We start from the raw sequence: 14,221 nt of genomic DNA on the forward strand, positions 1-14,221 counted from the left end.
TACTCACGCAGACAGTGCGAGAGCTAGAGGCCTAAAAGACCCCTAACCCTCGGCAAATCACGCTGCCCGCCGTGCCTTGACAGCCGCCGACAGCACCTCCAGCGACTCGCACGAATCATCCCAACCCAGGCAGGCGTCGGTGATGCTCTTGCCGTATTCCAGCTTCGTCGAGTCGTCCTTGCCCGGAGTGAACTTCTGGGCTCCAGCATGCAGATGGCTTTCCACCATCACGCCGAACACGCTTTTGGAACCACTGGCAATTTGGGCTGCAATGTCACGCGCCACGTCCAGCTGCTTCTCATACTGCTTGCTGCTGTTGGCGTGGCTGCAGTCCACCATCAGCGTGGCCGGCAGCTTGGCTTTTTCCAGGTCTTTGCAGGCGGCCGCCACGCTGGCGGCGTCGTAGTTGGGCGCCTTGCCTCCGCGCAGGATGACGTGGCAGTCCGGGTTGCCATTGGTTTGCACGATCGCCACCTGGCCATTTTTGTGCACCGACAAGAAGTGGTGTCCACCCGCGGCGGCCTGAATCGCGTCGGTGGCGATCTTGATGTTGCCGTCCGTGCCATTCTTGAAGCCGATTGGCGCCGACAGGCCGGACGCCAGTTCACGGTGCACCTGGCTCTCGGTGGTGCGCGCGCCAATCGCGCCCCAGGAGATCAAATCGCCCAGGTACTGGGGAGAAATTACGTCCAGAAATTCGCTGCCGGCGGGCAGGCCCAGGCGGTTGATTTCGATCAGCAACTGGCGCGCGATGCGCAGGCCTTCGTCAATGCGGAAGCTTTCATCCAGGTAGGGGTCGTTGATCAGGCCTTTCCAGCCGACCGTGGTGCGTGGCTTCTCGAAATACACGCGCATCACGATCTCCAGCGTATCGGCGTATTTCTCGCGCTGCACCTTGAGCTGGCGGGCATAGTCCAGCGCGGCAGCCGGGTCGTGGATGGAGCACGGGCCAATCACGACCAGCAGGCGATCGTCCTTGCCCGCCATGATGTCGTGCACACGGTGGCGGGTGGCACTGATCAGCGACTCCACGGCCGTGCCGCGAATCGGAAAGAAACGGATTAAGTGCTCGGGAGGGGGTAACACGGTGATGTCCTTGATGCGTTCGTCGTCGGTCTGGCTGGTGCGGTCGGTGGGGAGGGCGACGGGGTTCGCATACCAGGCATCGGGACTGGCGACAGTGGCTTTCGCATTCATGGTGAGGCTCCTAAGTCAAAGTAATAAAGTCAAAAGGACATAAAAAAAACCGCCGGGGGTGCCGGCGGTTTTTGGAAGATCAGGACGTTTTTTTCAGGTACGTTCAGAACTCTCTACCGCCGCAGGCGCTTGAGAACCAAAAATAGCTAAAGAAAAAACGGGCCGAATTCATGGTTCGAAATGTAGCACAGTCACACTTGGCGCACGCTTACGCCGTACCGCCGACGGTCAGGCCATCGATGCGCAGGGTGGGTTGACCCACGCCCACCGGCACGCTCTGGCCTTCCTTGCCGCAGGTGCCGACGCCGCTGTCGAGCTTCATGTCCGTGCCGATCATGCTCACATGCTTGAGACACTCCGGGCCGCTGCCGACAAGGGTGGCGCCCTTGACGGGGTACAGAATCTTGCCGTTCTCCACCCAATACGCCTGGCTGGCCGAGAACACAAACTTGCCCGAGGTGATGTCCACCTGACCCCCGCCGAAGTTGGTGGCGTACAGGCCCTTCTTGATGCTGGCCACGATCTCCTCCGGCGACTTGTCGCCCGCCAGCATGTAGGTGTTGGTCATGCGCGGCATCGGCACATGGGCATAGCTCTCACGGCGTCCATTGCCCGTGGGCGGTACACCCATCAGGCGGGCATTCATGGCGTCCTGGATATAGCCTTTGAGAATGCCGTCCTCGATCAGCACATTGCGCTGGCTGGTATTGCCTTCGTCATCCACATTGAGCGAGCCACGGCGGTCAGCCAGGGTGCCATCGTCCAGCACCGTGACGCCTTTGGCGGCCACGCGTTGTCCGATGCGTCCGCTGAAGGCGCTGGAGCCCTTGCGGTTGAAATCGCCTTCCAGCCCGTGACCGATGGCCTCGTGCAACAAAATGCCGGGCCAGCCGGGGCCGAGCACCACGGTCATGACGCCGGCGGGCGCCGGACGCGCGTCCAGGTTGGTGAGCGCCGCCTTGACGGCCTCATCGACGTATTGCTCGATCACGGCGTCGTCAAAATAAGCCAGCCCGAAACGCCCGCCGCCACCGGCCGATCCGACTTCACGGCGGCCTTTTTGTTCGGCGATGACGGTCACGCTCAGGCGCACCAGCGGCCGAACATCGGCGGCCAGCGTGCCATCGGCGCGCGCCACCATCACCACATCGTATTCACTGGCCAGTCCGGCCATGACCTGCGCCACGCGCGGATCTTTGGCCCGCGCCAACTGCTCGACCTTTTCCAGCAGCTTGACCTTGGTCGTGCTGTCCAATGTCGCAATCGGGTCCACCCCCTGGTACAGCGAGCGCGCAGACGCTATCTTTTTAGAAGCTGCCTTCGTCCGTCCTGCCTGCGCCACGGACGAGATGGACCGAACCGTGCGGGCCGCGTCCAGCAGCGAGGCCTCGGAGATGTCGTCCGAGTAGGCAAACGCCGTTTTCTCGCCGCTGACCGCGCGCACGCCGACGCCCTGGTCGATGCTGAAGGAGCCGGTTTTGACAATGCCCTCTTCCAGGCTCCAGCCCTCAGAGCGCGTGTACTGGAAGTACAGGTCCGCCTCGTCGACCCGGTGCGCCTTGATTTCATTCAGGGCGCGGCTCAGGTGGGATTCATCCAGCCCAAACGGGGTGAGCAACAGGGACTTGGCAATGGCCAAGCGTTCAAGTGTGGGTTCGCGAGAGATCATGAAGGCATTTTAGGCGTGTCCTAATGTCCCCCGTGCCCACAAGCCCACCGTCAGGCCGAGCGGCCCAGCCAGTCGAACAGGGCGGCGTCATCAAGCCCGTCCAGGCCAGCGGCACTGGCGCTGGCAAACACGTCGCGCGCCGCCGCACCCAGAGGCCCGGCAAATCCCGCGTCGCGGGCCGCCGCCACGGCGAGCCGCGTGTCTTTTTCCAGCAAGGTCATGTGGGCTCGCGGCGCATAGTCCTGGGCAATGGCCCGGCGCATGCGGTCGGACCCGATCCAGCTTTGCCCGCTGGACTGCTCGATCACGTCCAGCGTGCGCCCCAGGTCCAGCCCCATGCGTTGGGCCATCACCATGACTTCGGCGGCACCGACCAGGTTGATGCCGGCCAGCAGGTTGTTGACCAGCTTGGTACGCGCCGCGTCGCCGGCGCGTTCGCTGATGCGAAATACCTTGTTTGAGAGCGCCGCGACGAGCGCCCCAAAGCGCTCAAACACCGCATCGGGGCAGGCCAGCATCAGACTCATGGAGCCGTCACGCGCGCGCGCCGGTCCGCCGGACATCGGTGCATCAATGGTGTGGATGCCCCGCTCGCCCAGGCGCCGGGCGAAATCTTCGGTGTTCTCCGGCGCGATAGTCGGGCATAGCATCACCACCTGTCCCGGTTGCACCGTCTGGGCCACGCCCTGCTCGCCAAACAAGACTGTCTCCGTCTGCGGCGCATCCACCACGCACACGATAATCGCTACTGAATCAATAGCAGCTTGCGCAGGTGTTTCGAGGGCTAGAGCCCCAAAAGCTTCAAAACTTCGGGCTTTGGCCCGGTCCAGATCGCACACCCGCACCGGCCAGCCCTGCGCCAGCAGATGCGCGGTCATGGCGCCGCCCATATTGCCCACGCCGATGAAGGCGACCTGGAATGGGGCCCCCACGCTTGCCACTTCCCCGCGATCGGCCTTGGCCGATAACGCATGTACTGTGCGGCCCACCATCACGACTGCACCAGCCGTTTCGACTTGGCGATCGACATCAATATTCCCAGCCCCATGCCCAGCGTCACCATGGCGGTGCCGCCATAGCTGATGAAGGGCAGCGGCACGCCCACCACCGGCAAAATGCCGCTGACCATGCCCATGTTGACGAAGGCGTACGAGAAGAAAATCATGGCCACCGCGCCGGCCAGCAGGCGCGAGAACACGGTGGGCGCCTCCAGCGCAATGGTGATCGCACGCAGCACCAGAAAGATGAAGCCGGCGATCAGCAGCAGATTGCCAAACAGGCCAAATTCCTCGGAAAATGCGGCAAAAATAAAGTCGGTGGTGCGCTCGGGAATGAACTCCAGATGCGTCTGGGTTCCCTGCATGAAGCCCTTGCCCCAGAACCCTCCCGAACCAATGGCAATCATGCCCTGGATGATGTGAAAGCCCTTGCCCAGCGGGTCGCGCGACGGGTCGAGCAAGGTGCAGATACGCTGCTGCTGATAGTCGTGCAAGACCGGCCAGCGCACGCCGTCCGCACACAGCTGCGGCTCGAAAACAACCACCAGGACCACCGCCACCACACCGATCAGCACCGGCGGCAGAATCAGCTTCCATGACAGGCCGGCGAAAAAAATGACGGACATCCCGGCCGTCAGCACCAAGATGGCGGTCCCCAGGTCCGGCTGTTTCACGATCAGGCCAATCGGCATTGCCAGCAACAGACCCGCCACCGCGAAGTCCAGGGGACGCAGCTGTCCCTCGCGCTTCTGGAACCACCAGGCCAGCATCAGCGGCATGGCGATCTTGAGGGTTTCGCTGGGCTGGATGGTGATACCCACATTGAGCCAGCGCTGGGCGCCTTTCTTGGTGACGCCAAAAACCGCCACCGCAATCAGCAGGCCGACGCCCAGCACGTACAGCGGTACCGCCAGCGCCATCAGCCGCTGCGGCGGAATCTGGGCCACGACGAACATGATGGCACCGGCCAGCAACATGTTGCGGCCGTGGTCCTCAAAGCGCGTGCCATGGTCAAAGCCCGAGGAATACATGGTCAGCAAGCCCGCGCAGGCGAGCAGGAAGACGGCAAATGCCAGCGGGCCGTCAAAGCCGCGAAACCAGGGAATGATGCGGCGCCAGGGCGGTGGATTTTCAAATACGACGGACATGGGGCAAGATTATCCCGCGACTGATCCATCCAGCACGATTTCCACCGCTGTATTGCCAGGGACGCTCGCAATCACAAGGCTCGCATCGATGGCTGCAGCCCGCTCGCGCAGTGAACTCAAGCCCCTGCGCCTCGCGCGCTCCGGCTCAAACCCGCAACCGTTGTCGATTAACAGCAGTCGCGCGCCACCTCTGGGCGTGGCGCGCAACTCGATGCGCAGCACACTGGCGCGCGCGTGCTGCAACACATTGGACAGCGCCTCAAACACCATGAATTGCAGGTGCCGCATGGCTTTGTCATCGAGCCGGGCCAGCGTTGGGAGCAGGTCAACATCCCACTGCAACTCAATGTCTGACGTCTTAAAGCGCGGCTCCAGCCGGTAGCGCAGATTGGCCAACAAGGCTGTGATGTCGCCCGGCAGCAGGTTCATGGCATCGATCGAGAGCTTGAGCTGGTCCAGCGAATCGCGCAGGGTCAGCAGCACTTCGCCGTGGCTTGCCCGTCCGGACTCCAGCTGCCGGATGGCCGTGCTGATGTGCGAGCCCACGCCGTCGTGCATGTCACGCAGGATGCGGGTGCGGGCCTGTGCTGCCTCGCTTTCGCGAATGCGGACCTGCGCACGCGCGAGCTCTTGCGACTGCAAAAAAAGCTGCCGCCGTTGGCGCTCGGCCAGATAGCCAGCGGTGCCACCGATCAGATTGGCTGAGATGAGGAAGAAATCGTGCCCCAGGAGTTCCCGTGCCGGGTAGGGAAACAGGAAGCCGAAAACCACGTTGTACACCGCCAGTAGCGCCAGGTCGACACCGAGTGCGTAGATGAAGCGCGCCCCGACAAAGTTGTAGGTGTAAAACGCCACTTCCACGATCAGCGGGTAAAACGCCACTGCATGCTGCTCCGCCACCTGGGTTTGCATGACAATGAGGCCCCAGCCGGCTGCAAACCCGACCGACGACAGCCCCAGGTGGCAGTACGGGGCGAACCACCGCGTGCGACACGCCACCAACACCAGCGCGGGAACCAACATGGCAGTCCATCGCATGCCCCACAAACCACCGAACGGTTGTGCGGACGCCAGCGCGGGCGACTGCCAGTCCAACAAGAGGCCATGCGTCACATAGACCAGCATGCCCATCCACACCGCGATCTGGCCCTGACGCAGTACCCGCGGCAAGAGCGACTCTGCAAACACGCGTTCCAGGCCGGAATCCAAAAATCGCAGGGTCAGCCAATGCATGGGGTGAGGATACCTATTTGCCAGATTTCATAAGCATTGCCCAGCCGCGCAATTTAGAGGGAAAACTTCATCATGGCGCGCATCTTAGCGATCCGGTCGGGCACTCAGCGCGGGCTCATCCCTTCGATTCAGTCATGCCGGGACAACAGACCCATGCGTGTGGCTTCAAATACCGCCTCGCTTTTGGAATGCACGGACAGCTTTCCATAGAGATTCTTGATGTGCGTCTGCACGGTGTGCACGCTTATTTCCTGCAAGCGCGCAATCTCCCCGTAGGAAAAGCCGCGTGCGATCAAGCCCAGCACATCGAGTTCGCGCGGTGACAGCAGGCCATGCTGCGCACCGTCTCCAGCGCCATCAAGCGCTATTTTTTTAATAGCTTGTTCCGCTTTCTTCACGGGGGCCACGGCCATATTTTGCTTATTAAACTGATCGGACCGGTATTTGGACAGCACCCGCCGCGCGATCATGGGCGAAATAGGCGACTCCCCGGCCCGCATGGCCAGGATCGTCTGGGCGATGTCGTCGGGCGTCGAATCTTTATGGATATAACCTAGCGCACCGGCTTCGATACTGGCGAGCACATTGTCTTCGTCGCCGAACATCGAGATGACCAGTGGTTCACACCGAGGATGCAGGCGAATGGCATGGCGGATGACGTCCAGCCCGCTGCCATCGGGCAAACCCAGATCGGTCAGTAGCACGTCAACCTTGTTCGCATCGTCATCCAACCAGGCTTTTGCATCCGCCACGGTGCCCAAGCTGGCAGCCAGCAGCAACCCGGGGCAACGCGCAACGCTGCCCGAAAAAAAATCCCGCATCTGCGGGTCGTCTTCAACCACCAGTACTCGCCACACTCGCCCTCCCCGCTTTTTTATCCGGTTTGGCACTAGCTTAGCCCGTGAGGCCTGGCTTGGCTATCCCGATTCATCCCATATTCATGGGATGGCGCCAACACATCCGCCCGATAACACTCCTGACGCAGGAAAAAAGCACGGCGCAATATCTGTGAAGCACCTGTTTCATCAACCACTTTCTCAGGGGTCTCATGCAAAGCACGCTAAAAACACTCTCATTTGCCATCGCCAGCGCGGGCATGCTCACCATTTACGGCTGCGGAGGCAGCGATGGGGGGACCGCAGCGCAACCCACAACGCCTGCGCCCGCCGTCGTGGTCGCACCCACGCCGCTGGCGCAAGCGACAGAGTTCCTGGCACTTGTTGACGCCAGCATGGCAACCACCGCGCCCGCGTCCGGCAGCGCAAACGCGGCTTTCCTGGATGCTTGTTACCTGGGAGACGGCGCGACCAAGCCCGGGCTCATCGCCAGCTTCGATGCGGATGCGGCACAGGCCGTTGAGTCGCGAAAATCCAATATCGGTTCGACCCGAACCAATGTGCAGGTTTTGGCGGAGCGCACCACGACGAACACAGATGGCTCCAGCCGACGGGAGCTCGATATTCAATACCAGGTCAACTATGCGGATGGCACGGTCGACAAGGCGACCACGGAAACCTTGATTTCAGGCAGCTCATCCGGCTCGGCCATGGGACCCGGGGCGACTTGCACCACACCGGAGACCGCCAGCAATTTGCGCATTTACGGCAATCGCGCGGTTGTGAGCGCATCGCTACGAGCAGTGAATCAACGCAGCGAACGTTACAGCCTGGCCACGGGCGCGCCGCTGGCCAGCGCGGTGGATTACAACAAAGTCATTCAATTTCGCATCTCCGATCCCGGCAATTTCGCGAAATATGCGGTGGTAACGGGTCCAGGCTTGCCGAGCTCAGGGGTCAAGATGGTGTCGCCGCGCCTTCAACGCGACGACCCCTTGTTTGCGGGCAAGCGCGGCAACAATGTGGACTGGCAAGACACGGACAACTTCGCCTTCTGTCGCGTGGACGCCACCACGGGCAACTTGGCCGCGAACGCGGCGGACTGTGCGACGCAAGGCGCTGCTGGAAGCAACGTCGGCTCATCCAACAAGACCGCGGCAGTGGCGGACACCGGCTTTGACGCCTTGGGTTTTGTGGCGGGGGGAAGCTACAGCGTGGCCGTGTATAACGACGACGGCTGGAAAACGGTCAATGGTCAAGCCACTCAAACACCTATCGCGACCTACACCCGGACTTTAAACAAGTTGCCGTACGGTGCCGTGGCGCTGGCGGGGTCGGGCGTGACGAGCGATGTATTTCCTCGCGTGACCACCTCCTTGTCGGCAGTTCAGTTAGCGACCAACATCAGGAACAAGGTCTCAACCACCATGGACATGAGTTGGACGGCACTCGGGACCATGCCTGATGCCGCCAAGTTTGGCTGGGGTAACGTCAGTGCATTTGTGTCAGGCAGAGCCACCGCAACGGCCGCGACCTGGCCCGGCAGCCGCCAGAGCGCTACCAGCTACCCTGCGGCCGGTGCGACCAGCATCACCAACTACACGGTGCCAGCGCCATCCAGCCAGTTGGTGACACCGACCTACGGCGAACACAGTGTTTATTTGGTTAATCGCAATGGCGCGGCCATTTCAAGCGTGGTGACATTCGAATAAATTTCAACGGATAAATCAGGTCTTTTACGGCCTCTAGGCCAGACTGCGCGTCTGGTTCAGAGGCCGTTTTTCCATGGCTCACTTGGGCATTCTCCAGTCAATTGCCTTCGGCTGTGGATACGTCGTTCTATCATCTTGCCCATGAGCAACCCGCCTCCCCTCACCCATCTCCTCTACCTACACGGCTTTCGCTCATCACCCCAGTCGTTGAAAGCCCGCACCATGGCGCAGCACATGACGACACAGCACCCGGAGCTGCACTGGTGGTGTCCGCAACTGCCGCCGTCGCCCAGCGAGGCCATGGCCTTGCTGCTACACGGCATCGCCGACTGGCCGCGCGACACCATGGCCGTGGTCGGCTCCTCCTTGGGCGGTTTTTATGCCACGTATGTCGCCGAACACACCGGCTGCAAGGCCGTGCTGCTCAACCCGGCGGTCGATCCGGCCCGCGATTTGACAGCCTACATCGGCGAGCAAACCAGCTGGCACGACCCGCAAGAGCACTTTTTCTTCAAACCGGAATTTGTTGACGAATTGCGGGCGCTGCAATGTCAGGGTCTGACACGGCCCGACAACTACCTGGCCATCATCGCCAAGGGTGACGAAGTACTGGACTGGCGTGAAATGCAGGCCCGCTACGCTGGCGCCCACATCCGCCTGCTGGAAGGCGGCGACCATGCCCTCAGCGACTTTGAGGTCCACTTGCCAGCGGTGTTGGCGTTTTTGGGCCTGAACTGAAGCACAAAACCGGGCGGCCGGAGCCCGGCCCGGTTTTGCTGGGACAATCGCCCCCATGTTTTTATTGTTTGAAGAAGCCGGAAAATTCATGGCCGGTCGGGTGCTGTCGGAGGCGGAGTCCTCTGCGCAGGTGGAGTTGGACAGCGGCAAGCGGGTCAAGGTCAAGGCGGCCAACTACCTGCTGAAGTTCGAAAAACCGGCACCGGCAGCTTTGCTGGCGTCGGCACAGGCGGTCAGCCAGAGCATCGAGCTGGAGCTGGCCTGGGAGTTTTCGCCGGAGGAAGAATTCGGTTTTGCCGACCTGGCGCGCGAATATTTCAGCGCCAACGCCACGCTGGAGCAGCAAGCCGGCACGCTGGTGCGCCTGTTCGAGTCGCCGCATTACTTTCGCCGCGCCGGCAAGGGGCGCTTTCGCAAGGCCCCGGCCGACATCATCGCGCTGGCCCTGGCCGCCATTGAGAAGAAAAAACAGATCGCGTTGCAAACCGAGCAGTGGGTGAAGGACCTGAGCCAGGGTGAATGCCCGCAGCCGATTCGCGACCAGCTGTACAAAATCCTGTTCAAGCCCGACAAAAATGCGCCTGAATACAAGGCGGTGGTCGAAGCCTCGCGCGCCACGCACCTGGGGCCGCTGGAGCTGCTGATCAAGGCCGGTGCCATTGATTCGCCCTACCAGTTCCACTGGCGCCGCTTCCTGCTGGAAAACTTCCCCAAGGGCACGGCCTTCCCCAAGCTCGAGGCCCCGGCCATCAAGGACGAGCTGCCCTTGTCCACGGCGCGCGCCTTCTCCATCGACGACTCGGCCACCACCGAGATCGACGACGCGCTCTCGGTGCAAGGCCTGGGCAGCGGTACCGTGCTGCTGGGCATTCACATTGCCGCGCCGGGCCTGGCCGTCTTGCCGGGCAGCCCGATTGACCAGCTCGGCCGCAACCGCCTGTCCACGGTCTACATGCCGGGCTACAAGATCACCATGCTGCCCGACGACGTGGTGCAGGCCTACACGCTGATGGAGGGCCGCGACTGCCCGGCCCTGTCCTTGTACGTCACGCTGGACGAAGCCACGCTGGAAATCAAGAGCAGCGAAACCAAGCTGGAGCGCGTGCACATTGGCGCCAATCTGCGCCACGACCAGCTCGACGCCGTCGTCACCACCGACTGGCTGGAAAATCCGGCTTTCAACCATGAAAATGACCCCCAGCGCTTATCGCACAAGCGTGAGCAGCTATCATTTTTGCATCGACTGGCAAAAGACCTGAAGGCCAAGCGCGAAATCGTGCGCGGCAAGCCCGAGAACTTCAACCGGCCGGATTACAACTTCAGACTAGTCGGCAACGAAGGCCGCGAGCCGCAAGGCGATGAGCAGGTGCTGATCAGCGTGCGCCAGCGCGGCGCGCCGCTGGACCTGATCGTGTCGGAGGCCATGATTCTGGCCAACAGCACCTGGGGCAGCTGGATGGCCGAGCTCGGCGTACCCGGCATCTACCGCAGCCAGGCCTCGATGTTGCCGGGCGTCAAGGTGCGCATGGGCACCAAGGCGCTGCCGCATGCCGGCATCGGCGTGAAAAGCTATGCCTGGAGCAGCTCGCCGCTGCGCCGCTACACCGACCTAGTGAATCAGTGGCAAATCATTGCCTGTGCCCGCCACGGCAAAACGGCGGCGCTGGTAGCACCGTTCAAGCCCAAGGACGCGGACCTGTTTTCAATCATCTCCAGCTTCGATTCGGCCTATTTCGCCTACAACAGCTACCAGAATGCGATCGAACGCTTCTGGACGCTCAAGTACGTGCAGCAAAACGGCGTGACCGAGATCGAGGCCACGGTGTTCAAGGAGAACATGGTGCGCGCCGACGACCTGCCGCTGGTGCTGCCGGTGATGGGCGCCAGCGGTTTGCCGCGGGGTGCGCGGGTGCGGGTCAAGCTCGGTGACATTGACGAGGTGACGCTGGACATCCACGGCACGGTGGTGGAGCGACTCGACACCGTCACCGAGACCGCTGACGCGGCGCAGGACGACGCCGAAGACGACGACGAAGATGCCGGCGCCGGCCCGATCGCGATCGCCGTGGACATGAGCGAGAGTGAGGCCGAAACCACGGCCGCCGCCAGCGATAATCCTGCCCCGTGAACCTGAAGTCCTTCAGCATTCTCCAGCTGGCGCTGGGTGCCTCGATCGCCGTGCACGCCGTCTTGTTGACGGTGCGCTTTGTCGATCCTGAGGCCTTCAACCGCGTGTTTGAAGACACGCCGCTGGAGGTCATTCTGGTCAATGCGCGCACCACCGAGCGGCCCGACAAGGCGCGGGCCATTGCGCAAGCGTCCATGGCCGGCGGTGGCGATGCCGACAAAGGCCGCGCCACCAGCCCCTTGCCGCCGGCCCTGGTGTCTGAAATCGGTGACAGCGCCGAGGAGGCGGCCCTGCGCCAGCTGCAAAACCTGCAGGAACAGCAAAGCCTGATGCTGACCCAGGTCAAAAACATGCTGGCCGCCCTGCCGCCACCCGACCCCAAGCAGCCCCATGCTTCACCGGATCAGCTGGAGCGTGAAGAAAAACGCCGCCGCCTGATCAAGCTGCTGGCCGAGATCGAGCGGCGTATCAACCAAGAAAATGCGCGGCCCAAGAAGCGTTACATCAGCCCGGCTACCCGGGAAGAGGTGTACGCCGTGTACTACGACCATTTGCGCCGCGCCATCGAAGACAAGGGCACGGAGAACTTTCCCGAAGCCGCCGGCAAAAAACTGTATGGCGAACTGACCATCATCGTGAGCGTCAATTTTGATGGCCGGGTGCTCAACATCGAGATCGTGGAAAGCTCCGGCAACCGCACGCTGGACCGCCGCGCCGAGGCCATTGCCCGAAGTGCCGGACCTTTTGGCCACTTCAACGCCGCCATGCGCCGCCAGGCCGACCAGATTGCCGTGGTGTCACGCTTCAAGTTCACCCGCGACGAAACGCTGGAAACCAAGCTCACGTCCAAGTGACGGACCTCCCAACAACTCACAAGTCAACTATGTCTCTGGATCTCTATTGCGTCATGGGCAACCCGGTGGAACACAGCAAGTCGCCGTGGATTCACGCCCGATTTGCTGAACTTACCGGCCAGACCCTGCACTACGGCAAACGCCAGATTGCGCTGGACGGTTTTGCCGGCGCCGTGCACGCCTTCATTGCCGAAGGCGGCCGCGGCTGCAACATCACCGTGCCCTTCAAGTTTGAAGCTGCCGCGCTGGCCACCCAGACCAGCGCGCGCGCCACGCTGGCCCAGGCCTCCAACATCCTGAGCTTCAAGGACGGCGCCATCCTCGCCGACAACACCGATGGCGCCGGCCTGGTCAACGACATCCAGCGCAACGCCGGTCTGGATCTGAGCGGCCGCCAGGTGCTGCTGATCGGAGCCGGCGGGGCCGCCGCCGGCGTGTTAGGCCCGCTGCTGCAGGCGCGTCCGGCCCGCATCACCGTGGCCAACCGCACCGTGAGCAAGGCGGCGACCTTGGTGACGCGCCATGCGGCGCTTGCCTTGCTACAAAATACAGAGCTGTCTGCGCAGGACCTGCAAGGGCTTCAGGGCAATTTCGATGTTGTCATCAACGCCAGCGCCAGCAGCCTGAGCGGCGCCGGCGTGCCGGTCGCGGCCAGCACCCTCAAGCCCGGCGCCCTGGCCTACGACATGATGTACGGCCCCACCGCGCAAGGCTTCATGACCTGGGCGCACGAGCACGGCGCCAGCCCGCGTGACGGACTGGGCATGCTGGTGGAGCAGGCGGCCGAGGCGTTTTTGATCTGGCGCGGCGTGCTGCCACCCTCGCAACAGGTGTTGACCGAGTTGCGGGCCCTCATGGTCTAGGCGGACGCGCATCCCATGAAGGCCTTCCTGCGCTGGGTCGGTTTGGTGCTCGCCGCCGTGCTGGCGCTGCAGCTCTTCTTTGTGGCGCGCATTGCCGCCACGGCGGTGCTGGACCCGCAATCCACCGCGTTCGAGCGCTCCGAGGCGTGGCGCGTCTTGAGCGAAAAAGGCACGTTGCGCTGGCGCCAGCAATGGGTGGCCTACCCGGAGATTTCCGACTATCTCAAGCGCGCCGTGATCGCCAGCGAAGACGACGGCTTCGCCTACCACGATGGCGTGGACTGGGACGCGCTGGAAAAAGCCTGGCAAAAGAATGCCAAGGCCGAAGCCCAAGTCGCCAAATTCCAGGCCACCCAAACACAGAACAGCAAAAAAACCGTGGCGGCCAGGAACAAACCCGGGGTCCGCCAGCCCAAGATCGTGGGCGGCTCCACCATCACCCAGCAATTGGCGAAAAACCTGCTTCTGTCGGGCGAGCGCACCCTGCTGCGCAAGGGCCAGGAATTTGTGCTGACGCTGTTGCTGGAAGGCTTGCTCAGCAAGCAGCGCATCCTGGAGATCTACCTCAACAATGTGGAATGGGGCGAAGGCGTGTTTGGCGCCGAGGCCGCCGCCCAGCACTACTTTCGCAAGCCGGCCAGCCGGCTGAGCGCCTATGAAGCCGCCCGGTTGGCGGTGATGTTGCCGCGCCCCAAGTACTTCGAAAAAATACCCAACTCCAGCTACATCGCGGGACGCGCCAGCGTGATTGCCAGCCGCCTGTCCAACGCCGAATTACCCTGAGCATTGCGTCGCTGCGTCGTTGCGAGGAGCGTAGCGACGCGGCAATCCAGTCACCTGCGCTC

At 62.4% G+C, this 14,221-nt stretch carries 12 protein-coding genes; 6 read left to right on the forward strand and 6 right to left on the reverse strand.

Translation table 11 applies throughout. From position 1 onward, the window contains the following. Nucleotides 1-57: 57 nt before the first annotated feature. The 6 genes from C5P05_RS12090 to C5P05_RS12115 form a co-directional block, all read right to left on the reverse strand. Entirely contained in the window at nt 58-1,197 is a 1,140-nt protein-coding gene (locus C5P05_RS12090; protein ID WP_114970083.1) for a 3-deoxy-7-phosphoheptulonate synthase, read from the reverse strand. Nucleotides 1,198-1,405: 208 nt separating this feature from the next. After that, nucleotides 1,406-2,866: a metalloprotease TldD gene (gene tldD / locus C5P05_RS12095; RefSeq protein WP_114970084.1), complete on the reverse strand. Its 1,461-nt coding sequence runs from the start codon at nt 2,864-2,866 to the stop codon at nt 1,406-1,408. Between the two features lie 50 nt (nt 2,867-2,916). Next, nucleotides 2,917-3,858, reverse strand: a complete 942-nt coding sequence (locus C5P05_RS12100) for an NAD(P)-dependent oxidoreductase (protein WP_114970085.1) — start codon at nt 3,856-3,858, stop codon at nt 2,917-2,919. After that, nucleotides 3,858-5,012 carry a rod shape-determining protein RodA gene (rodA, locus tag C5P05_RS12105; protein ID WP_114970086.1) on the reverse strand — a complete coding sequence of 385 codons (1,155 nt, stop codon included), beginning with the start codon at nt 5,010-5,012 and terminating at the stop codon, nt 3,858-3,860. The genes C5P05_RS12100 and rodA overlap by 1 nt, the downstream gene beginning before the upstream one ends. 9 nt (nt 5,013-5,021) lie before the next feature. Continuing rightward, a complete protein-coding gene (locus C5P05_RS12110) occupies nt 5,022-6,245 on the reverse strand; it encodes a sensor histidine kinase (RefSeq protein WP_114970087.1) in 1,224 nt (407 codons plus the stop codon). A gap of 128 nt (nt 6,246-6,373) precedes the next feature. After that, nucleotides 6,374-7,066 carry a response regulator transcription factor gene (locus tag C5P05_RS12115; protein WP_232834465.1) on the reverse strand — a complete coding sequence of 231 codons (693 nt, stop codon included), beginning with the start codon at nt 7,064-7,066 and terminating at the stop codon, nt 6,374-6,376. 227 nt (nt 7,067-7,293) lie between these two features. On the opposite strand from C5P05_RS12115, the gene C5P05_RS12120 reads away from it, so the two are divergent. The 6 genes from C5P05_RS12120 (at nt 7,294) to C5P05_RS12145 (ending at nt 14,159) form a co-directional block, all read left to right on the forward strand. Beyond that, nucleotides 7,294-8,793, forward strand: a complete 1,500-nt coding sequence (locus C5P05_RS12120) for a hypothetical protein (RefSeq protein ID WP_114970089.1) — start codon at nt 7,294-7,296, stop codon at nt 8,791-8,793. Nucleotides 8,794-8,934: 141 nt separating this feature from the next. Then, nucleotides 8,935-9,531, forward strand: coding sequence for a YqiA/YcfP family alpha/beta fold hydrolase (locus C5P05_RS12125; RefSeq protein ID WP_114970090.1), 597 nt, complete (start codon nt 8,935-8,937; stop codon nt 9,529-9,531). A gap of 55 nt (nt 9,532-9,586) precedes the next feature. Further along, a complete protein-coding gene (locus C5P05_RS12130) occupies nt 9,587-11,659 on the forward strand; it encodes a ribonuclease catalytic domain-containing protein (RefSeq protein ID WP_114970091.1) in 2,073 nt (690 codons plus the stop codon). Nucleotides 11,660-11,661: 2 nt separating this feature from the next. Beyond that, nucleotides 11,662-12,513 (forward strand): energy transducer TonB, encoded by an 852-nt coding sequence (locus C5P05_RS12135; protein WP_114970199.1) that lies wholly within the window; start codon nt 11,662-11,664, stop codon nt 12,511-12,513. Nucleotides 12,514-12,542: 29 nt separating this feature from the next. Continuing rightward, entirely contained in the window at nt 12,543-13,376 is an 834-nt protein-coding gene (gene aroE / locus C5P05_RS12140) for a shikimate dehydrogenase (protein WP_114970092.1), read from the forward strand. A 15-nt stretch (nt 13,377-13,391) separates the two neighbouring features. Further along, a complete protein-coding gene (locus C5P05_RS12145; RefSeq protein WP_114970093.1) occupies nt 13,392-14,159 on the forward strand; it encodes a transglycosylase domain-containing protein in 768 nt (255 codons plus the stop codon). Nucleotides 14,160-14,221 lie beyond the last annotated feature (62 nt).

The organism is Rhodoferax ferrireducens (assembly GCF_003347515.1).
Classification (GTDB): domain Bacteria; phylum Pseudomonadota; class Gammaproteobacteria; order Burkholderiales; family Burkholderiaceae_C; genus Rhodoferax.

Excerpts from the sequence above, each read along its gene's own strand:
- aroE (WP_114970092.1), top strand. The coding sequence starts at position 12,543 with ATGTCTCTGGATCTCTATTGCGTCATGGGCAACCCGGTGGAACACAGC.
- C5P05_RS12110 (WP_114970087.1), bottom strand. The coding sequence starts at position 6,245 with ATGCATTGGCTGACCCTGCGATTTTTGGATTCCGGCCTGGAACGCGTG.
- C5P05_RS12125 (WP_114970090.1), top strand. The coding sequence starts at position 8,935 with ATGAGCAACCCGCCTCCCCTCACCCATCTCCTCTACCTACACGGCTTT.
- C5P05_RS12090 (WP_114970083.1), bottom strand. The coding sequence starts at position 1,197 with ATGAATGCGAAAGCCACTGTCGCCAGTCCCGATGCCTGGTATGCGAAC.
- C5P05_RS12145 (WP_114970093.1), top strand. The coding sequence starts at position 13,392 with ATGAAGGCCTTCCTGCGCTGGGTCGGTTTGGTGCTCGCCGCCGTGCTG.
- C5P05_RS12130 (WP_114970091.1), top strand. The coding sequence starts at position 9,587 with ATGTTTTTATTGTTTGAAGAAGCCGGAAAATTCATGGCCGGTCGGGTG.
- rodA (WP_114970086.1), bottom strand. The coding sequence starts at position 5,012 with ATGTCCGTCGTATTTGAAAATCCACCGCCCTGGCGCCGCATCATTCCC.
- tldD (WP_114970084.1), bottom strand. The coding sequence starts at position 2,866 with ATGATCTCTCGCGAACCCACACTTGAACGCTTGGCCATTGCCAAGTCC.
- C5P05_RS12120 (WP_114970089.1), top strand. The coding sequence starts at position 7,294 with ATGCAAAGCACGCTAAAAACACTCTCATTTGCCATCGCCAGCGCGGGC.
- C5P05_RS12100 (WP_114970085.1), bottom strand. The coding sequence starts at position 3,858 with ATGGTGGGCCGCACAGTACATGCGTTATCGGCCAAGGCCGATCGCGGG.
- C5P05_RS12115 (WP_232834465.1), bottom strand. The coding sequence starts at position 7,066 with ATGCGGGATTTTTTTTCGGGCAGCGTTGCGCGTTGCCCCGGGTTGCTG.